14 protein-coding genes and 1 pseudogene are annotated in these 18,969 nt (G+C 71.4%); 12 read left to right on the top strand and 3 right to left on the bottom strand.

Going from position 1 to position 18,969, the window contains the following annotated elements:
• The 9 genes and pseudogenes from N4P33_RS18915 to N4P33_RS18955 all read left to right on the top strand — a co-directional run.
• A pseudogene (locus N4P33_RS18915) lies at positions 1 to 960 on the top strand (regulator); the annotation flags it as partial.
• Positions 961 to 1,173: 213 nt separating this feature from the next.
• Positions 1,174 to 1,533: an arsenate reductase family protein gene (locus N4P33_RS18920; protein ID WP_260827808.1), complete on the top strand. Its 360-nt coding sequence runs from the start codon at positions 1,174 to 1,176 to the stop codon at positions 1,531 to 1,533.
• A gap of 109 nt (positions 1,534 to 1,642) precedes the next feature.
• Complete coding sequence (locus tag N4P33_RS18925; RefSeq protein ID WP_260827810.1) at positions 1,643 to 2,362, top strand: septal ring lytic transglycosylase RlpA family protein; 720 nt, start codon at positions 1,643 to 1,645, stop codon at positions 2,360 to 2,362.
• 277 nt (positions 2,363 to 2,639) lie between these two features.
• On the top strand, positions 2,640 to 3,668 hold the full coding sequence (glnII, locus tag N4P33_RS18930) for a glutamine synthetase (RefSeq protein WP_260827811.1): 1,029 nt from the start codon (positions 2,640 to 2,642) through the stop codon (positions 3,666 to 3,668).
• Between the two features lie 337 nt (positions 3,669 to 4,005).
• Entirely contained in the window at positions 4,006 to 4,557 is a 552-nt protein-coding gene (locus tag N4P33_RS18935; RefSeq protein ID WP_260827812.1) for a winged helix-turn-helix domain-containing protein, read from the top strand.
• Between the two features lie 59 nt (positions 4,558 to 4,616).
• Entirely contained in the window at positions 4,617 to 5,624 is a 1,008-nt protein-coding gene (locus tag N4P33_RS18940) for an SDR family oxidoreductase (RefSeq protein ID WP_260827813.1), read from the top strand.
• Between the two features lie 121 nt (positions 5,625 to 5,745).
• Positions 5,746 to 6,984: a sensor histidine kinase gene (locus tag N4P33_RS18945; RefSeq protein WP_260827822.1), complete on the top strand. Its 1,239-nt coding sequence runs from the start codon at positions 5,746 to 5,748 to the stop codon at positions 6,982 to 6,984.
• Positions 6,969 to 7,622 carry a response regulator transcription factor gene (locus N4P33_RS18950; RefSeq protein ID WP_260827814.1) on the top strand — a complete coding sequence of 218 codons (654 nt, stop codon included), beginning with the start codon at positions 6,969 to 6,971 and terminating at the stop codon, positions 7,620 to 7,622. Before N4P33_RS18945 ends, N4P33_RS18950 begins: the two co-directional genes overlap by 16 nt.
• 215 nt (positions 7,623 to 7,837) lie before the next feature.
• Positions 7,838 to 9,397 carry a DUF1996 domain-containing protein gene (locus N4P33_RS18955; RefSeq protein WP_260827815.1) on the top strand — a complete coding sequence of 520 codons (1,560 nt, stop codon included), beginning with the start codon at positions 7,838 to 7,840 and terminating at the stop codon, positions 9,395 to 9,397.
• Between the two features lie 76 nt (positions 9,398 to 9,473).
• Here the strand turns inward: N4P33_RS18955 and N4P33_RS18960 are convergent, their stop codons facing one another.
• Positions 9,474 to 9,917: a hypothetical protein gene (locus N4P33_RS18960; RefSeq protein WP_260827816.1), complete on the bottom strand. Its 444-nt coding sequence runs from the start codon at positions 9,915 to 9,917 to the stop codon at positions 9,474 to 9,476.
• A gap of 140 nt (positions 9,918 to 10,057) precedes the next feature.
• On the opposite strand from N4P33_RS18960, the gene N4P33_RS18965 reads away from it, so the two are divergent.
• The 3 genes from N4P33_RS18965 to N4P33_RS18975 all read left to right on the top strand — a co-directional run bounded on the left by N4P33_RS18965 (position 10,058) and on the right by N4P33_RS18975 (position 13,312).
• Positions 10,058 to 10,576: a tetratricopeptide repeat protein gene (locus tag N4P33_RS18965; RefSeq protein ID WP_260827817.1), complete on the top strand. Its 519-nt coding sequence runs from the start codon at positions 10,058 to 10,060 to the stop codon at positions 10,574 to 10,576.
• Between the two features lie 47 nt (positions 10,577 to 10,623).
• Positions 10,624 to 12,555 carry a hypothetical protein gene (locus N4P33_RS18970; RefSeq protein WP_260827818.1) on the top strand — a complete coding sequence of 644 codons (1,932 nt, stop codon included), beginning with the start codon at positions 10,624 to 10,626 and terminating at the stop codon, positions 12,553 to 12,555.
• A gap of 64 nt (positions 12,556 to 12,619) precedes the next feature.
• Complete coding sequence (locus N4P33_RS18975) at positions 12,620 to 13,312, top strand: TetR/AcrR family transcriptional regulator (RefSeq protein WP_260827819.1); 693 nt, start codon at positions 12,620 to 12,622, stop codon at positions 13,310 to 13,312.
• Positions 13,313 to 13,319: 7 nt separating this feature from the next.
• Here N4P33_RS18975 and N4P33_RS18980 read toward each other — a convergent pair whose 3' ends face one another.
• Together N4P33_RS18980 and pulA are read right to left on the bottom strand one after the other, a co-directional pair.
• Complete coding sequence (locus N4P33_RS18980) at positions 13,320 to 13,679, bottom strand: 5-carboxymethyl-2-hydroxymuconate Delta-isomerase (RefSeq protein WP_260827820.1); 360 nt, start codon at positions 13,677 to 13,679, stop codon at positions 13,320 to 13,322.
• A gap of 27 nt (positions 13,680 to 13,706) precedes the next feature.
• The coding region (gene pulA, locus N4P33_RS18985; protein ID WP_260827821.1) for a pullulanase-type alpha-1,6-glucosidase at positions 13,707 to 18,969 on the bottom strand (5,263 nt) is incomplete at its 5' end.

Raw genomic sequence — 18,969 nt, forward strand, 5'->3', positions numbered from 1 at the left:
TCCGCACCGGCCGAGCTCGGCCCCCGCCGCCGCCAGGCCGCCGAACGCGCCCCCGGCCAGCGCGTCACCGGCGGCGACATCGCCGCGCTGCGCTCGGTCGGCGAGCTGTTCCGCACCCTCGACGACGCCTACGGCGGCGGCCACGCCCGGCAGGCCCTGGTGCGCTATCTGGAGCACGAGTGCGAGCCGATGCTGCGCGGCACCTACGGCGAGCAGACCGGCCGCAGGCTGTTCGCCGCCGCCGCCGACCTGACCCGGCTGGCCGGCTGGACGTCGTACGACATCGGCGCGCACGGGCTCGCCCAGCGGTACTTCGTGCAGGCGCTGCGGCTCACCCAGGCGGCCGGGGACCGGGCGTACGGCGCCTATGTCCTGGTCTCCATGAGCCGGCAGGCCGTCTACCTCGGACACGGGCGGGAGGCGGTGCAGCTGGCGCGGGTGGCTCAGCAGGGCGCGGGCGGCTCCGTACCGCCCGTGGTGCAGGCGCTGCTGCACGCCGCCGAGGCACGCGGGCACGGGGTGCTCGGCGAGGTCCGGGCCTGTACGGCCGCGCTGGTGCGCGCCGAGCGGGCCCTGGAGAGCGCCAGGCCGGGCGACGAGGTGCCGCACTGGGCGCGCTTCTTCGACGAGGCCCAGCTCGCCGACGAGTTCGGGCACTGCCACCGCGATCTGCAGCAGTTCCGCGCCGCCGCCCAGCACGCCGAGCGCTCGCTGCATCTGCGCGCCCCCGGGTACGCGCGCAGCCGTCTGTTCTGCCGGGTCGTCCTCGCCACCGCCCGGCTCGGCCTCGGCGAGCTCGACCAGGCCTGCCAGCTGGCGGCGGAGGCGGCGGGCCAGGCGGCGGAGATGCGGTCGGTGCGGGCGGTGGAGTACGTACGCGATTTCGAGCGCCGGCTGGAGCCCTACAAGGACGCGGTGCCGGTGCGGACGTACCGGGACAAGGTGGCCGCGCTGGGCTAGGCCCTGTCGTCACATCCCCGTCGTCCGCCCGGAGGGCCGGCCTGGCGGCGTCAGGTGCGCGCTCTCGGCGTGCCGGGCGTCGACCGGCGTACTGGTTGTACGTGGTCGGCGCCGGGTGCGGCGAGAGTGCGTGCATGGCGTCGCCAGGCAGGCGGGGATTTGACGACAGGGCCTAGCGGGGCCCTGCCGGTCGCCCGGCGTAGCGTGGGCGGCATGGAGATCTGGATCAATCCCGCCTGTTCCAAGTGCCGCAGCGCCCTCAGTCTGCTCGACGCCGAGGGCGCCGACTACACCGTCCGCCGGTATCTGGAGGACGTGCCCAGCGCGGACGAGATCCGCGAGGTGCTGGGCCGGCTGGGCCTGGAGCCGTGGGACATCACACGGACGCAGGAGGCCGCGGCCAAGGAGCTGGGGCTGAAGGAGTGGCCGCGGGACGCCGGGGCGCGGGACCGGTGGATCGCGGCACTCGCCGCGCACCCCAAGCTGATCCAGCGGCCGATCATCACCGCGGACGACGGCACGGCGGTCGTGGGCCGCACGGAGGAGGCCGTGCGGGACGCCCTCGCGCGGTAACACCCCTGTGACGCAGGTTACTTCGGCGACTTGGGTCAACCGCTGAGTAACTCCGTTCGGTATCTCGTACATAGCGGCGTACGCTCCCCTACCTCTTCAGGAGGCGCGCATGTCGCGTAGGAGAACTCTCGGCCCCAAGAAGAAGCTCGCGCTCCTCGTGAGTGCGGCGACGGTGGCCGGTGGCGGTGCCTTCGTCATGGCGAGCACCTCGAACGCCTCGCAGGCACCGACCACCAAATCGGCGGCGGACTCGACCGTCTGCCAGGGCCTGGCCACCGCGCTCGGCAACAACCAGAAGTTCATCGAGGGCCAGCGGGCCAATCCCGACGCGCAGTCGGAGGCCCGGATCGCCAACCGTGAGGCGGTCATCGCCGAGATCCAGCGCAAGCAGGAGGCCTCCGGATGCCAGGTTGGGGAGTCGGCTCAGGACTCCCAGGCCGAGCAGCCGGCGGCGCCTTCGCAGCCCGCGCAGGGTGAACAGGGTGAACAGGCCGGCGGCGAACAGGCTGGCGGCGAGCAAGCCGGTGCCGGTGAACAGGCCGGTGCCGGTGAGCAGGCCGGTGGTGGTGGCGCGGCGGCCGGTGAGCAGGTGTGCAACGGGTCGACCGTCACGCTGTCCGGCGAGGGCGGAGCCCCGGCCGCGTCCAGCAACCAGTTCCCGGCGGGCACCAAGCTGAAGGTGACCAACCTGGACAACAACAAGTCCACCACGGTGGAGGTCACCTCCGTCTCCGGCAGCTGTGTGCTGCTGAACAACGCCGCATTCGAGCAGGTCCGCGAGCCCGGCAAGTTCCTGATCCGCCGGGCGGTCATCGAGAAGGTGGGGTGAGGCCCGGGTCGTCAGGAGTTCCCCGAGGCGGCGGCCGGTTCGGGGGGCGGGGCGTCGTACGTCGGCGACGCCCCGGCCCCGGCCGCCGCCTCTTCGCGTACGACTCACACCGTGAAGCGAGCCACAGCAGGGCCAGGTAACACGGGGTTCACATGCGGGCAATGGCCGGGAAATCGCCTGTTGACAGGCTGCGGGGCATCAAGAGCGTGGCGCCCCAGTGCCGCAGCGCCGCCGCACCCGCACCTGCGCCCAGACCCACCCCCGAAGGAAGTGGACCGTGAGCTTCAAGGCTGAGTACATCTGGATCGACGGCACGGAGCCGACGGCCAAGCTGCGTTCCAAGACGAAGATCCTCTCCGACGACGCCAAGGGCGCGGAGCTGCCGATCTGGGGTTTCGACGGGTCCTCCACCAACCAGGCCAAGGGCCACGCCTCGGACTGTGTGCTCAAGCCGGTCTTCGTCTGCCCGGACCCGATCCGCGGCGGTGACGACGTGCTGGTGCTGTGCGAGGTCCTGAACACGGACATGACGCCGCACGAGACCAACACCCGTGCCGCGCTGGCCGAGGTCGCCGAGAAGTTCGCCGCGCAGGAGCCGATCTTCGGCATCGAGCAGGAGTACACCTTCTTCAAGGACGGCTACCCGCTGGGCTTCCCCAAGGGCGGCTTCCCGGCCCCGCAGGGCGGCTACTACTGCGGTGTCGGCTCCGACGAGATCTTCGGCCGTGACGTCGTCGAGGCCCACCTGGACAACTGCCTGAAGGCGGGCCTGGGCCTGTCCGGCATCAACGCCGAGGTCATGCCCGGCCAGTGGGAGTTCCAGGTCGGCCCGCTGGCGCCGCTGGAGGTCGCCGACCAGCTGTGGGTGGCCCGCTGGCTGCTCTACCGCACCGCCGAGGACTTCGGCATCGCCGCGACCCTCGACCCCAAGCCGGTCAAGGGCGACTGGAACGGCGCCGGTGCGCACACCAACTTCTCCACCAAGGCGATGCGCGAGTCCTACGACGCGATCATCACCGCCTGCGAGTCGCTCGGTGAGGGCTCCAAGCCGCTGGACCACGTGAAGAACTACGGTGCCGGCATCGACGACCGTCTCACCGGTCTGCACGAGACCGCCCCGTGGGACAAGTTCTCCTACGGCGTCTCCGACCGCGGTGCCTCGGTCCGCATCCCGTGGCAGGTCGAGAAGGACGGCAAGGGCTACATCGAGGACCGTCGCCCCAACGCCAACGTCGACCCGTACGTGGTGACCCGCCTGCTGGTCGACACCTGCTGCTCCGCGCTGGAGAAGGCCGGCCAGGTCTGATCCCGCCCGCTGTCGCTCCGAGGGGGCGCCCACCGTCCGGCGGTGGGCGCCCTCTCGCGTTCGCCGGCGGCCCGGCGTCCACGTGGTGAGAGGAGTCTCCTGCCGGGAGCCGTGGTCTGCTTGAATGGAGCCATGACCGGTTCCCAGAAGCATCTCGCGACAGGTCGCCATGACCTCGAGCCCTTCTGGCCCTCCCGTCAGCACGACGACTTCGACCGGGTGTGTTGCCGCGCGATGTCCGCGCCGGCCCTCTGACGCCCGTATCCGGCGGTCTCCGGCCCGCGCGCACCGACGTACGTCCCTCGTCGAACCTCTCGCGCGAAAGAGCTGACCTGTCATGGCGACCACCCGTTCCGTACCCACCGCCGTCAACTCCCCGTCCGCGCACGGCCCCCGGCACCGGCTGCGCGCCGTCAGCCCGGACGAGACCGTGCCCGTCGCCGACCTTCTGCCGCCGGGTGCCACCTGGCTGCCCGCTCCCCCGCACGCCCTGCCCAGCCTCCCCGGGCAGCCGCCGATGGTCGGCTACCTGGTGCTCGTCCCGGCCGACCAGCAGCCGCAGGTCCCCGTACCGGCCCCGGTGACCGACGGCGGCGACCCGCTGATCCGCGTCGACACCGTCCAGCGCACCGCCGAGGTCGACGGGCGGCAACTCGACCTGACCTACCTGGAGTTCGAGCTGCTCGCGCATCTCGTGGCGCACCCGGGCCGGGTGCACACCCGCGACCAGCTGGTCGGCACCGTGTGGGGCTACGGCCATGTCGGCGACGGCCGCACCGTCGACGTCCACATCGCCCGGCTGCGCCGCAAGCTCGGCGCGCGCTACCGGGGCACGATCCACACCGTGCGCCGGGTCGGGTACAAGTACGTGCCGCCGGCCGGGCGCTGACGTCTGCCCACAGCAGATCCCGGTTCCACGACGCCGCCCGTTCGGGCAGAGTCACCGGCATGAGGCTACTGGTGCTGGGCGGTACGGAGTTCGTCGGGCGGGCCGTCGTGGAGGCGGCCCTCGGCCGGGGCTGGGAGGTGACCGTCTTCCACCGGGGGCGGCACGAGGCCCCGGAGGGCGTGCGGTCGCTGCTGGGCGACCGCACCGCCCTCGACGGTCTCGCCGCGCTCGACGAGGACTCCGGCGACTGGGACGTCGTCGTCGACACCTGGTCGGCGGCGCCGCGCGCGGTGCGGGACACGGCGCGGCTGCTGCGGGGCCGCGCCGGGCGGTACGTGTACGTGTCGAGCTGCTCGGTGTACGCGTGGCCGCGGCCCGCCGGGTACACCGAGCGGGCCCCGCTGGTGGACGGCGCCTCGCCCGACGCCGACCAGACCGACTACGCGCGCGACAAGCGGGGCGGGGAGCTGGCGGCGGTGGACGCCTTCGGCGCCGATCGTTCGGTGCTGGTGCGGGCCGGGCTGATCCTCGGGCCGTACGAGAACATCGGCCGGCTGCCCTGGTGGCTGAACCGCACGGCCCGCGGCGGTCCGGTCCTCGCGCCCGGTCCGCGGGACCTTCCGCTGCAGTACGTCGACGCCCGCGACCTCGCCAACTGGATCCTCGGCGCAGCGGAACGCGAGCTGAGCGGACCGTACAACCTGATCTCGCCCCAAGGGCACGCCACCATGGGTGAGTTGCTCCATGCATGCACCGAAGTCACCGGAGGGGCCGCCGAGCTGCGGTGGACCGAGCCGGAGGTGATCCTCGGCGCGGGCATCGAGCCGTGGACGCAGCTGCCGGTGTGGGTGCCGCCGGGCAGCGAGGGGTACGACGCGCTGCACTCCGCGGACGTGTCACGGGCGGTCGCGACGGGCCTGCGCTGCCGGCCGGTCCACGAGACGGTGGCCGACACCTGGGCCTGGCTGCGGAGCATCGGCGGGGTCGCACCGCAGCGCCCCGACCGGCCCGCCGTGGGTCTGGCCCCGGAGGTGGAGGCGAAGGTGCTGGCCGGGGGCGAGGTGTAGGTAACACCACCCTCCGGCCGGGGGGTTCGGCCCAGTGACGGCCCCTCACCCGCTCGACCAGACTGACGTCATGAACACCACCACCACGAAGAGCGACGGCGACGCCTCCAGGGCACGGGGCATGGTGCGCGCCGCCTGGCGGGGGCTCGTGCTGGCCGTCGTGTCACTGCCCCTGGCCGTGCTGTGCCTCACCCTGACCGCCGTGTCCGTGGCGCTGATCCCGCTCGGCATCGGTATCATCACCACGCCGTACGTGCTGAACGGCGTGCGGACGTTCGCGAACTGGCGGCGCGTCATGGCGGCCGAGTGGGGCGGTGTGCGCATTCCGCCCGCGTATCGGCCGATCCCCGAGGACGCCAATCCGTGGACCCGCACCTTCGCGATGCTGCGCGACCCGGCCACCTACCGGGATCTGCGTTGGCTGCCGGTGGACATGACGGCGGGCTTCGTGACCGCGCTGCTGCCGGCGGTGCTGGTGTTCTACCCGCTGGAGGGCTTCGCGCTGGCGGCGGGACTGTGGCGGCCCGCGATCGGCGAGCCGCACGGCGACTGGGGGCCGTACTGGTACGGCTTCGTGCCGGTCAGCGATCAGACGTCCGCGTTCGCCGCCGCCGGTCTCGGTGCCGTCCTGCTCGTCATCGCGCACCGGTACGCCGTGCCCGCCTTCCACGCGCACTTCCGTCTGACCCGCGCCGTCCTGGCCTCCAACCAGACGGAACTCGCCGAGCGTGTACGCCAGTTGACCGAGTCCCGCCGCGATGCCGTGGACGCCTCCGCCGCCGAGCTGCGCCGCATCGAACGCGACCTGCACGACGGGGCCCAGGCACGACTCGTCGCCATGGGCATGGACCTCGGCACCATCGAGATGCTGCTCGACAAGGACCCGGCGAAGGCCAAGGAGCTGATCGCGCAGGCCCGTACGTCGTCGGTGGAGGCGCTGGCCGAGCTGCGGGAGCTGGTGCGCGGCATCCATCCGCCGGTGCTGGCCGAGCGGGGCCTCGGCGACGCGGTGCGGGCGCTGGCGCTGCGGCTGCCGGTGGACACCGAGGTGACCGTGGAGCTGCCGGGCCGGGCGCAGGCGCCGGTGGAGTCGGCGGCGTACTTCGCGGTGAGCGAGCTGCTCACCAACGCGGTGAAGCACTCCGGCGCCGACCGGATCTGGGTCGACCTGCATCACAGCGACGGGCATCTGCGGGTGAGCGTCACCGACAACGGCAAGGGCGGTGCGGTGATCGGGGCCGGCTCGGGGCTGAGCGGGGTCGAACGCCGGCTCGGTACATTCGACGGCGTCCTGGCCGTCAGCTCTCCCGCGGGCGGTCCCACCATGGTCACCATGGAGATCCCTTGCGCGTTGTCCTAGCCGAAGACCTCTTCCTGCTGCGCGACGGACTCGTCCGGCTCCTCGAGGCGCACGACTTCGAGATCGCGGCGGCCGTGGAGTCCGGGCCCGAGCTGGCCCGGGCGCTGGCCGAGCTGGAGCCGGACGTCGCCGTGGTGGACGTACGGCTGCCGCCCACGCACACCGACGAGGGGCTGCAGTGCGCCCTGGAGGCCCGCCGGAACCGGCCGGGCCTGCCGGTGCTGGTGCTCTCCCAGCACGTGGAGCAGCTGTACGCGCGGGAGTTGCTCGCCGACGGCAGCGGCGGCGTCGGCTATCTGCTGAAGGACCGGGTGTTCGACGCGGCGCAGTTCGTGGACGCCGTACGGCGCGTGGCGGCGGGCGGTACGGCGATGGATCCGCAGGTGATCCAGCAGCTGCTGGCGCGGCAGTCGGGCGAGGACCGGCCGCTGGCGCGGCTGACGCCCCGGGAGCGTGAGGTGCTGGAGCTGATGGCGCAGGGGCGGTCCAACGCGGCGATCGCGGCGAGGCTGGTGGTGACGGAACGGGCGATCGCGAAGCACACCGCCAACATCTTCACGAAACTGGGCCTGGAGGTCTCCGACGACGACAACCGGCGCGTGCTGGCGGTTCTCGCCCATCTCGACCACGGCCGATGAAAGCGGACGCGCACATTCACCCCTAGTGCCTGATCCACAACTCCCGGTGTTTCAAAGGGCGTTGAAACCCCGGACTCCGTACGAACTTCTCTGCAATTCGTGGGACGCGTGAACACCCGTGGGGCGGCCGACGTACTCAAGGGAGCCGCTTCACTCCTGTCGGGCGCCTCGATGCCCCGCAATGGGATGCCCCGCAAGGAAGTCAGAGGAGTTCCATGGGACGCAACACAAGAAAACGCCGTACGCCGCTGGCCACCAAGGCCATAGCCGCAGCGGCGGCCCTAGCGCTCGGTGGGGGCGGGCTGATCTGGGCGAACTTCTACGCTTCGGCACACGAGGAGAACGGGCCGGACAACCGGACGAGGTCGGGCGCGGCACAGATCGCGACGATCAACTGCCCGGACGTCGGGCAGAAGCTCACGAAGGTGCCGCGCAGCGCACGCAAGGGCGTCGCCAGGGAGCTGGCGCGGCTCGACCAGCAGGTCACCGCCGCCTACAAGCGTCTCGCCGACACGCGCCAGGCTCAGGCGGGGGACGCGAACTACGTCGACAACGCGATCCTCGGACCGCTGCAGTCCAAGCGGACGGCGACCCTGGACCGGATCCGCATCACCATCAACCGTGCGGGTGGCCAGGCACCGCGGAACCTCGGCGGGTTCGCCCGGTGCCAGGGCGTCCCGGCGGAGCAGCCGGAGGTCAACGACGGCGGTCAGGACCAGAACAACGACGGTCAGAACCAGGGTGACGGTGGCCAGGACAACGGCGGCCAGGACCAGGGTGACGGCGGCCAGGACAACGGTCAGGACAACGGCCAGGGCCAGGACAACGGCGGTCAGGCCGGCAACGGCCCCGTCGCTGACGACTTCATCAACATCGAGGACGTCCAGCCGAACGGCGGCCCGCAGGGCGTGAACGGAAACGGCCTGCCCGCCAACGGCGACACCGGTTCGACCGGCTCGTTCACCACCAACTGCGGCACCAACGAGAACGAGAACCGCAACTCGGACAACGTGATCGTCGCGCCCGGCGTGTCCAACGGCGCGCAGCACCAGCACGACTACGTCGGCAACCAGGCCAACAACGCCTTCGCGAGCGACGAGGACCTGGCCAACGGCGAGACGACCTGCCAGAACCAGGGCGACAAGTCGTCCTACTTCTGGCCGGTGATCCGGCTGCAGAACGGCGAGAACGACATCGACGCCGGCCAGCCCGGCGGCGGTCAGGACGGCAACGTCGGCCAGATCGTCGAACCGGCGCAGGCTGAGCTGAAGTTCGTCGGCAACAAGACCGGTGACGTCGTGGCGATGCCGCAGGCCCTGCGCATCATCACCGGTGACGCCAAGTCCTTCGTGAACGGCCTCAACAACGCCAACACGAACTGGAGCTGCACGGGCTTCGAGGACCGCGTGGTGACGGACAAGTACCCGATCTGCCCCGAGGGCAGCTCGGTCGTGCGGACGTCCTTCTTCCAGAGCTGCTGGGACGGCCAGAACATCGACAGCGCCAACCACCGTACGCACGTCGACTTCGTCGAGGCGGACGGCAGCTGCTCGAACGGCTTCCAGGCCATCCCCCAGCTCCAGGTCCGCCTGGTCTACGACATCCCGGCCCCGCAGATCGAGAACGGGCAGGTGCAGAACGCGTACGCGATCGACTCCTTCCCGGACCAGCTGCACAAGCCGATCACCGACCACAACGACTTCATCAACTTCTTCGACGAGGACCTGATGAACGAGATGGTCGACTGCATCAACAGCGGGCAGGACTGCCAGTAGTCCTGAAGCAGTAGCCGACAAGAGAGCCGGCGGTGGGACCTCCCACCGCCGGCTCTTTCTTCGGTCGCCCGCGAGATCAGCCGTGGTGATCACCGCGGTTGTGGCTGCCCCCGGGATTCATGTGCTCGGACCCCTCCTCCAGCGTCCCGCCGAGCGTGGACCGCAGCTCCGCGACGGTCTTCTTCTCACCTACGGCGACCCACTTGCGCCCGACGAGGTAGTAGCCCCCGTAGTCCTTCGCACCGTTGAGCCACTCACGCTGGCCGCGGTCGGTGGCGAAGGTGGCGAGGATGTACTTCTCCTTGCCCTTCTTGCAGATCGCCTGGCGGATGGTGTCGGCGTCGGTCTGCATGTTCGGCGTGCACTTGGCCTCGGCGGCGATGTGCTCGAGGCTGCCGGTCGCGGTGGCCGGTCCCTCGCCGTGTCCCTGGTGCTCGTCCTCGCCGCCGGATCCGCAGCCCGCCAGCGCCAGTGCCGCCACCGCGCCGGTCAGCGCGAGCATCGGTCGGGTCAGCCTCATGAGTTCCTCCGGTCCTCCGGTCCATCGGCGACATGCCGCGCGGAGCCCCGTCGAAGGGCTCTCCCCGTGGATACGGCCCGGAGGCCCGCGGCGCTCAAAACCGGTGCCACGGCCCGCGCTCGCATGCGAACCTGAGCCCCATGGATCAGGACTGGGAAGACCGTGTGACCGCCGCCTGGGCGACCTTCGACGACTACTCCGAGACCGAGGAGGACGCGGCGGCGTTCCGTGCCGTGATCGACGCGCTCGTCGCGGAACTACCCGAGGGCAGCCCGCTGGGCCCCTTCGAACGCGCCTGTGCCTTCGACTCGACGGGCCGGCCCGCCGAGGCGGTCGCGCTGTACCGGGAGGCGCTCGACGGCGGGCTGGAGAAGGCCAGCCCCTACAAGGCGCGGCGGGCGAAGATCCAGCTGGCGAGTTCGCTGCGGAACGTCGGACTGCCCGAGGAGGGCGTCGCCCTGCTCACGCCGGAACTGGACGCCCCCTCCGACGAGTTGGACGACGCCGTACGCGCCTGCCTCGCACTGTGTCTGTCGAGTCTGGGGCGGGACCGCGAGGGCCTGTCGCTGGTGCTCGGCGCCCTCGCCGGGCATCTGCCGCGCTACCAGCGGTCGATGGCCGCCTACGCGCGTGCGCTCGTGGAGCCGTCCGGGCGGTGAGGGGCCGGGTCAGGTGACCATCGGCCGATTCGCTCGTTCTGCTGAACGTGCAGTCACAGGATGTCGCCCCGCGCCCCTCCGCCTCCTCCCCTTCCTCCCCCACCGGCCCGGTGGTCGATGTCGAGCAGGCCGAGGCCGCGCTCGTCGAGCACTATCCGCGGCTCGTCCGGCTCGCCTATCTCGTGCTGCCGCCCACGCTGGGCCGCAGCAGGCGGGTGCTGACCGCGCACTCCCTGACCCAGCGCGCGCTGCCTCGCACCCGGGCCTCCGCGCCGGTGATCCCCGCCCAGTCGGCGGGCCCCGGCAGCGACCCCGGCTACGCGCTGGTCCGCCTCCAGGTGGTGCGTACGGCGCTGGAGGCCGGCCTGCCGCTCACCCGCAAGGCGTGGCCCAAGCGGGCGCAGCTGCCGCCGCTGCTGCCACAGGTGTGGGGGCTGAAGCTGTTCCCCCGGCCGGGCGGCGCCGACGAACTCGGCCTGGACCAGCGGCTGTCCGCGCTGTCGGGCCCGGCCCGCGCCGCCTATGCGCTGCGCGGCCTGGACCGGCTGGCGGACGGTGACGTGCGCAAGGTGCTCGCCGAGGCGGGCGTCGCCGACCCGGACGCCGCGCTCGCGGAGGCCGACTCGATCCCCGCCGAGTACGGGCTGCTCGACTCCTGCGAGTTCGACCCCTGCTCGCTGCAGGCGCGCCCGACCGACCTGATGCGCCGCCGCCGGCATCTGAAGGTCGCGCTGGCCGCCGGGGCCGCGCTCGCCGTGTGCGGGATGCTGCTCGCGCTGCCCGGTGACGGCTGGGGCCCCGACGGCGCCGCCGCCCCGCCGTACGCGCGGAATCCGGCCGCGCAGGCCGCCCTGGACCCGGGGAAGCTCACCCGGGTCTCCCCCGCCGCCTGGAAGACCGCCACGCGCACCGACTTCTCGGTGTGGCCCGCGCGCGGCGACCTCACCCGCGACCGTGCCCTGCTGCGCCGCGCCCTCGCCGTGTGGGCCCGCCCCGGCGAGGCCGTGAAGGTGTCGGCCACCCCGGGCACCCCCACCGGCGGCCCCGCGGGACCGCCCCAGCTGCTGTACGCCGGGACGGTCGACGAGGCCCACGTGGTGATCCTCCACGACGGTCTGCGGATCGTCCGCTACGCCGAGCCGAAGAAGGGCGCGCAGGGTGCCGCCCTCGACTTCGCCCGCGTCGACGGCGCCGGCCGGGCCGAGGCGAGCGCGGTGGTGCTGAGCCGGACCGACGGCAACGTCCGCTATCTGACCGCGCCCTGGGTGCGCAGGGCCGGCGAGCGGGACCTGCGCGCACCGGGCTCGGGAGCCATGGACCTGGCCCTCACAGACGGGGTGACGGCACCGCTGGCCAGTCCGACCCTGCGTGCCGGGGGCTGCACCTCGTGGAACGTGCTGCAGCTGACCGACGGCGCCGGGACGCGGCTGGTGACCGACCTCGGCGAACTGGTCCCGGCCCACCTGACGGCGGGGCCGCCGGACGCGCCGGTCGAGGCGTCCGGTGCCGAGGCGCTGCGCACCTGGGCGCCGTACGCCTGCTCGCTCGGTGTGATGCGCTCGGCCGGGGTGCGCGGCGTCAACGCGTGGGCGTACGCGCGGCAGCCGCTGCCGGACACCGACGGCAAGGCCGCGTGGGTGTGCACGCGGGCGGAGACCTGGCGGGGCGACGGGGCGCGGGTGCTGGCGCAGTTCCACACGCCGCGCGGCCGGTTCGGCGCGGTGGCGGCCCAGGCCGAGAACGTGCCGGCCTGCGGGCCGCGCGCCCCGCAGGTGCTCGCCGGGGTGCTGTGGAAGTCCTCGACGGGTTCCTGGTACCTGCTGGCCGCCGGCGGCCCCGGCACCGAGTCCGTCAAGGCGACCGGCGGCATCAAGGCCTCCGCGAAGGGCCACCTGCTCACCGCCGAGGCGAAGCGTGGCGCCCAGGCCGACCTCAGCGCCACCCTGGAGGGCGGAGACTCGATCAGCGGGCTGCGCTGAGCCGGCGAACACCGGTGGCCGCTCCAGGACGTTCGAGTCCGGAATCGATCGGTAAGGTGTTCGCATGACTACCGGGGTTCGCCGCAGGATGGGAGTCGACGAGCGGCGGCAGCAGTTGATCGGCGTCGCCCTCGAACTGTTCAGCCGCCGCTCGCCCGACGACGTCTCCATCGACGAGATAGCGTCGGCGGCGGGCATCTCCCGCCCGCTGGTCTACCACTACTTCCCCGGCAAACTCAGCCTGTACGAGGCCGCGTTGCAGCGTGCCTCCGACGATCTGGCCTCCCGCTTCGCCGAACCCCACGAGGGCCCGCTGGGGGCGCGGCTGCTGCGGGTGATGGGCCGCTTCTTCGACTTCGTCGACGACCACGGCCCCGGCTTCTCCGCCCTGATGCGCGGCGGCCCGGCGGTCGGCTCCTCCACCACCAACGCCCTGATCGACTCCGTACGGCAGGCCGCGTACGAGCAGATGCTGGCGCACATGGGTGTCGTGGGCGAGGCTCCGCCCCGGCTGGAACTCGTCGTCCGGTCCTGGATCTCGCTCGTGGAGTCGACGGCGCTGATCTGGCTGGACGGGCGGCGTATCCCGCGCGGCGAGCTGGAGGCGCAGCTGGTGCACGACTTCGCGGCGCTCGCCGCCGTCGCCGCCGCGCACGACGAGGAACTGAGCACGCTGCTGCGCTCGCTGCTCAAGGACGAGCCGGGCGACGGGCCGTTCACCGACCTCGCCACCCGGCTGATCGCCCTGGCGTCCTAGAAGCTGCTCAGACCTCGAACTTGCGGTACGACGGGTCCAGCTCGCGCACCTCGGCGGAGGCGTGCAGGGTGACCCCGTCCTGCCGCCGCACGTGGGTGCGGAGCAGGTCCAGTACCGCCTCCGTCAGCTTCGCCTTCGTCTCCTCGCTGCGTCCGGCGAGGAGCCCGATGGTCACGTGCACGATGGCGTGTGCGTCGGGGTCCTCGTAGCCGAACGCCCGCTGGTCGGCGTACCGGAACAGCGTCTTGCATGCCTCGGGCTTCGCCGCCGCGATGTCGACGACCGTGCGGTGCAGGGCCCGCGCGAAGCCCTCCTCGTCGAGGGTGTCCTCGACGGGGTGCGAGTAGTCGACGGTGATCTGCGGCATGGGCACTCCTGTTCTACGGCGACCCGGTCACCCTAGCTGCCGGAACACCGCGACCGTGCGGGCCGGGACGGTGAAGGTGCCGGAGTCCTTCGCGTACGCGGAGGTCTTCACCACCGCGTCCCCGCCCGCGGCCTGCACCGGGTGCAGGCGGTAGCCCGTCCCGGCGAGCGCGGCGACGCGCTGCTCCTGCTCCTTCGGGGTGGCGTTGAAGACGACCACCAGGTCACCGAGCTTCATGGTGATCACGCCGGGCGTCTCCTCCTTCCCGGACAGCGGGAACGACAGCCGGGACTGCACCTGCTCGGTCGTGTCGAGGGAGAACGCCTTCTCCGTGGCACGGATCTTCAGCAGGTCCCGGTACGCGGCCGAGGCGCCCTCGATCTGCGGGCAGCCGACCTTCACCACGCCGAGCAGCGGCTTGGCGTACGGCCACTTGTCCTTGTTGTCGGCGGCCGGCGGCAGCCCGCGCCCGAAGCCGTTGCCGTCCGCGCAGTTCCAGTGGATGGCGTTGAACCAGTCGCCGCTGTCGTAGGAGTTGCGGTCCAGGGACTTGGAGCGCAGCAGGTCGGTGCCCGCCTGGGAGAGGGCCGGGCCCTGCGAGAGGGTGGCCGTCGCCATGGCGAGGACCTGCATGCGTGCCCGGTCCGCGGCCGGGGTGTCCTTCGGCAGCTTGAAGGCGAGCGCGTCGAACAGCGACTCGTTGTCGTGCGCGTCCGCGTAGGCGAGGGCGTCGCCGGGGGCGTCCGCGTAGCCGGCGGGCGAGCCGTTGTAGTCGACCTGGGAGCCCTTGACCTCCTTGCCGCTGGTGTCGGTGAAGGTGTAGTCGGCGAGGTTGCCGCTCAGGCCCACCTTGATCAGGTCCTGGTAGTGCAGCAGGCGGGCCTTCTGCTCGGCCTCGGTGCCGTTGCTCTTCGAGGAGTTGGGGTCGGTGAACAGACCGGAGGCGAAGCCCTGCACGCCGGGGTCCTCGTCGAAGGGGCCGCCGCCGCGCACGGCGTCACGGGCCCGGTCGGAGAAGGTGGCGATGCCGGTGCCGGCCATGTTCTTCTGCGTGGCCTGCTCGAAGCGGACGTCGTCGGCGATCTCGCCGAAGTTCCAGCCCTCCCCGTACAGGATGATCTTCTTGCCGTCGACGCCGTCCTTCGCGACGGTGAGCGCGTCGAGGGCCTTGCGGACGGCGAGCATGTTCGCCTTCGGGTGGTGGCCCATGAGGTCGAAGCGGAAGCCGTCGACCTTGTACTCCTTGGCCCAGGTGACCACCGAGTCGACGACGAGCTTGCCCATCATCGCGTTCTCGGGCGCGGTGTTGGCGCAGCAGGTGCTGTTGGCGACCGAGCCGTCGGCGAGCAGCCGCTGGTAGTAGCCGGGCACGATCCGGTCCAGGACGCTCGTCTTCGCCTGGCCGCTCGCCGCGGTGTGGTTGTAGACGACGTCCATGACGACCCTCAGGCCGTCCTCGTTGAGCGCCTTGACCATCTCGCGGAACTCGACCGTGCGGGCGGTGCCGTCCGGGTCGGTGGCGTAGGAGCCCTCGGGGACCGTGTAGTGGTACGGGTCGTAGCCCCAGTTGTAGGCGTCCTTCGCGGCGATCTTGCCGATGCACTCCTGCTGCTTGTCGGAGTCGGCCGGGTAGGAGGCCAGGTCGCAGTCGACGGCCGCCTGGTCGGACTTCTTCTCGGGGATGGTGGCGATGTCGAACGCGGGCAGCAGGTGCACGTACGACGTGCCGGCCTCGGCCAGCTCGCGCAGGTGCTTGGAGCCGTCGCTGTCCTTGTCGGTGAAGGCCAGATAGGTGCCCCGGTCCTTCGCCGTGCGGTCCTCCACGGAGAAGTCCCGGATGTGCAGCTCCTGGATCTGCGCGTCCTTCAGCGGCACGGCCTTCGGCTTGTCGTACGTCGACCAGTCGCGCGGCTTCAGGGACCGGTCGGCCAGGTCGACGACGAGGCTGCGCTCGGAGTCGGTGGTGAGGGCGACCGAGTAGGGGTCGGTGACCTTGTTGGTGACGATCTCCCGGGCGGCGGGCGCCCACACCGTCACGGCGTACCGGTAGGGCTTGCCCTTCCAGGAGCCGGGGCCGGTGACGGACCAGACGCCGCTGTCGTCGTCGCGGCGCATGCGGATTGTGCGGTCGCCGATCTCCAGGGACACCTCCTGCGCGGTCGGCGCCCACACGGAGAGCGTGGGACGGCCGTGGCGGAAGGTCGGGCCGAGCTTCGCCTTGGTGGCGTCACCGGCGTAGAGGTCGTCCAGGACGCCGCCGATCTGCACGCCGGTCGCGGCGAGCACGGCACCGTTGGCTGCGCGCTGGGAGGCGACGACCTGGCCGCGCAGAGCCTCGCGCACGCCGCCCCGGTCGCGTGGGTCGACGGACCAGGCGGTCAGGTCCTTCAGGTGCGGGAACTTCGCCTTCTGGGCGTCGGTGAGGCTGGCCTTCGTCAGCCGCAGCCAGCGCGCGTCGGCGCCGGTCAGGGTGCCGTCCTGCACCTTGACGGAACCGGTGCGGGAGGCCAGCAGCTGGGTGGAGGCTGCGCCCTCGGAGCCGTTCCAGACGACGGTGTTCCGGTCGATCCAGATGGCCTTGGAGGTGCTCAGGTCGAGCGCGGCGGCGGAGCCCGCGGGCTGCGGCAGCAGGTACTTCTCCTGGCCGCTCAACAGCCACACCTCGTGCCCGTTGGCGGTGAGGTCGAGCGCCTGGTCGGTGGGCAGGTCCTTCTCGTCGCCCTTGTGGATGATGTAGCTGAGGCTGGTGGCACCCTCGGTGAGCGGCACCTCGAAGACAGCGCCATAGGAGTCAGTCTTCACCGGCTTCAGCGGGTTCGCCCAGTCGGTGGGGTTGGCGGCGCCGGACCAGACGTGCAGGCCCCAGCCGTCGTAGGTGCCGTCGGCCCGGTGGTAGTGCAGGACCGCCTTGGTCTTGTCCTGCGCCGGGTAGTCGGGCCGCTCGGTGGTGACGGTCTCCTTGCCCTGCTCGATCCAGACCTCGCCGGTCTTGGTGACGTCGATCGTGCGGTCGGTGGCGACGTCCTTGTTGCCGTCCTTGTCGATGACCAGGAAGCCGACGCTGGAGGCGCCGGGCTTGAGCTTGACGTAGGCGAAGGCGCCGTAGGCGTCACGGCCGGTGAAGGGGTGGCTGTTCGGCCACTCGGTGGCCTCCCCCTCCGCGAGGTCGCCCCAGGCGTACAGGCCCCAGTCGTCGTAGTTCCCGTCCGCGCGCTTGTAGTGAACGATCGCGTAGTCGCGGGAGGACGCGGTGGGCGGCGTCTCGACGGGCGGGGTGCCGGTGCTGGACGCGGCCAAGGCGCTGTTCGTGCGCCCGGCCGAGTCGATCACCACGGCCTTGTAGCGCAGGGCGGTCCCGGCGGGGACGTCCTCGCCGATGGTGTGGGTGACCTTGTAGGGGGCGTGGTCGGCGGAGCCGAGGGTCTGCCACTTTCCGTCGCCGGTCTGGGCGGCGAAGACGACCCGGTTGAGCTGTCCCCCGTCGACGTCGGCGGTGACCTCGACGGTGCCGGTGGCGCCCGCCTCGGGGGCCTTGAGGGTGATCGTCGGCTCAGTGGCGGGCTTCGCGAGCGGGCGGGCCGCCTTGAGGACGATCGCCGCACCGGCCGGGACGGTGACCGTGATCTTCTTGTCGGCGTCGCTCTTCACGGACGCGTCGGTGCCGTGGATGCCCTGGAACGTCATGCCCGCCGAGCCGGTCGCGAAGGTGGCCTCCTTCGCCGCGTCCGCGTTGTTGAAGGCGACGACGTACTCGGTGCCGGTCCGCGCGTCGGTGCGGGAGACGGCGTAGACACCGGCCCCGTCGGCGGCGTACCGCTCCTGCTGGACGCCGTCGGCGAGGGCGGGGTGGGCCTTGCGGAGCTTCGCGAGGGCACTGATCTGGCGGTAGAGGGGCGACGTGGTGTCGTAGGTGTCGTCCGCGTGGGTGCGGTCGCTGCCGATCAGGTCGTCGTCGAGGTAGTCGGCGGTGCGGGACGCGAAGAGGGTCTGGCGGGCGTCCTTGTCGCCGCCGGCGCCGGTGAAGCCCTGCTCGTCGCCGTAGTAGATCACCGGGTTGCCGCGGCTGAGGAACATCAGCTCGTTGGCGAGCATGTCCTTCTTCAGCAGCTCCGCGTCGGACGCCTTCGGGTTGTCCTGCTTGAGAAACGTGCCGATGCGGCCCATGTCGTGGTTGCCGAGAAAGGTGACCTGCTCGTACGCGTTGGCGTGGCCGGACGTGTACTTGTAGTCGTCGCCGAAGACCGAGGCGAGCTTCTCGGCGCTGCCGCCCTGGGAGGCGTACGCGCGGGCCGCGTCCTGGAAGGGGAAGTCCAGCGTGGAGTCCAGGCGGCCCTGGGTGACGTATGGGGCGGTGACGTTCGTGTCGGCGGAGTACACCTCGCCGAACATGAAGAAGTCGTCCCGGCCCTTCTTCGCCGCGTAGGCGTCCAGGGCGGTGGCCCACTGGGTCCAGAACTCCATGTTGACGTGCTTCACGGTGTCGATCCGGAAGCCGTCGATGCCGAAGTCCCTCACCCAGCGCTGGTAGATCCTCTCCATGCCCTCGACGACCTCGGGACGCTCGGTCCACAGGTCGTCCAGGCCGGAGAAGTCGCCGTAGGTGGTGGACTCGCCGGCCCAGGTGGAGTCGCCCCGGTTGTGGTACATCGTCGGGTCGTTGAGCCAGGACGGGACCTTGAGGTCCCTCTTGGCGGCCGGGACGACGGGCGTGCGCGGGAAGGAACCCGCGTCCGTGCGCGGGAACCTGCGCTTGCCGTCGGCGTAGTCGGCGTCGTCGAAGGGCTCGCCGTCCTTGGTCAGATACGGGAAGGCGCCCTTGGAGAGGTAGCTGTAGGACTTCTCCTCGTAGTCGACGACATCGGCGGTGTGGTTGGTGATGACGTCGAAGAAGACCTTCATGCCCTTGTCGTGGGCCTTGTCGATGAGGGTCTCGAGGTCCTTGTTGGTGCCGAAGTGCGGGTCGACCTGGGTGAAGTCGGTGATCCAGTAGCCGTGGTAGCCGGCGGAGGCGTCCTTGCCGGTGCCCTGCACGGGCTGGTTCTTGAAGATCGGCGCCATCCAGATGGCGGTGGTGCCGAGGCCCTTGATGTAGTCGAGCTTCCGGGTGAGGCCCTTGAGGTCGCCGCCCTGGTAGAAGCCCTTGTCGGTGGGGTCGTATCCGGTGGCGAGCCGCGAACCGGTCAGTCCGCCGCGGTCGTTCTTCGGATCCCCGTTGGCGAACCGGTCCGGCAGGACGAAGTAGAACTGCTCGCGGGTCAGATCGTGCCGCGCGGGGGCTTTGGCGAGCTGA

This window comes from Streptomyces sp. 15-116A (assembly GCF_025290915.1).
In the GTDB taxonomy this organism is placed as follows: domain Bacteria; phylum Actinomycetota; class Actinomycetes; order Streptomycetales; family Streptomycetaceae; genus Streptomyces.

Bases quoted from the DNA above. Each gene is read 5' to 3' on its own strand.
- N4P33_RS18920 (WP_260827808.1), top strand. From the start codon at position 1,174: ATGGAGATCTGGATCAATCCCGCCTGTTCCAAGTGCCGCAGCGCCCTC.
- N4P33_RS18925 (WP_260827810.1), top strand. From the start codon at position 1,643: ATGTCGCGTAGGAGAACTCTCGGCCCCAAGAAGAAGCTCGCGCTCCTC.
- N4P33_RS18935 (WP_260827812.1), top strand. From the start codon at position 4,006: ATGGCGACCACCCGTTCCGTACCCACCGCCGTCAACTCCCCGTCCGCG.
- N4P33_RS18940 (WP_260827813.1), top strand. From the start codon at position 4,617: ATGAGGCTACTGGTGCTGGGCGGTACGGAGTTCGTCGGGCGGGCCGTC.
- N4P33_RS18945 (WP_260827822.1), top strand. From the start codon at position 5,746: ATGGTGCGCGCCGCCTGGCGGGGGCTCGTGCTGGCCGTCGTGTCACTG.
- N4P33_RS18955 (WP_260827815.1), top strand. From the start codon at position 7,838: ATGGGACGCAACACAAGAAAACGCCGTACGCCGCTGGCCACCAAGGCC.
- N4P33_RS18960 (WP_260827816.1), bottom strand. From the start codon at position 9,917: ATGAGGCTGACCCGACCGATGCTCGCGCTGACCGGCGCGGTGGCGGCA.
- N4P33_RS18965 (WP_260827817.1), top strand. From the start codon at position 10,058: ATGGATCAGGACTGGGAAGACCGTGTGACCGCCGCCTGGGCGACCTTC.
- N4P33_RS18975 (WP_260827819.1), top strand. From the start codon at position 12,620: ATGACTACCGGGGTTCGCCGCAGGATGGGAGTCGACGAGCGGCGGCAG.
- N4P33_RS18980 (WP_260827820.1), bottom strand. From the start codon at position 13,679: ATGCCGCAGATCACCGTCGACTACTCGCACCCCGTCGAGGACACCCTC.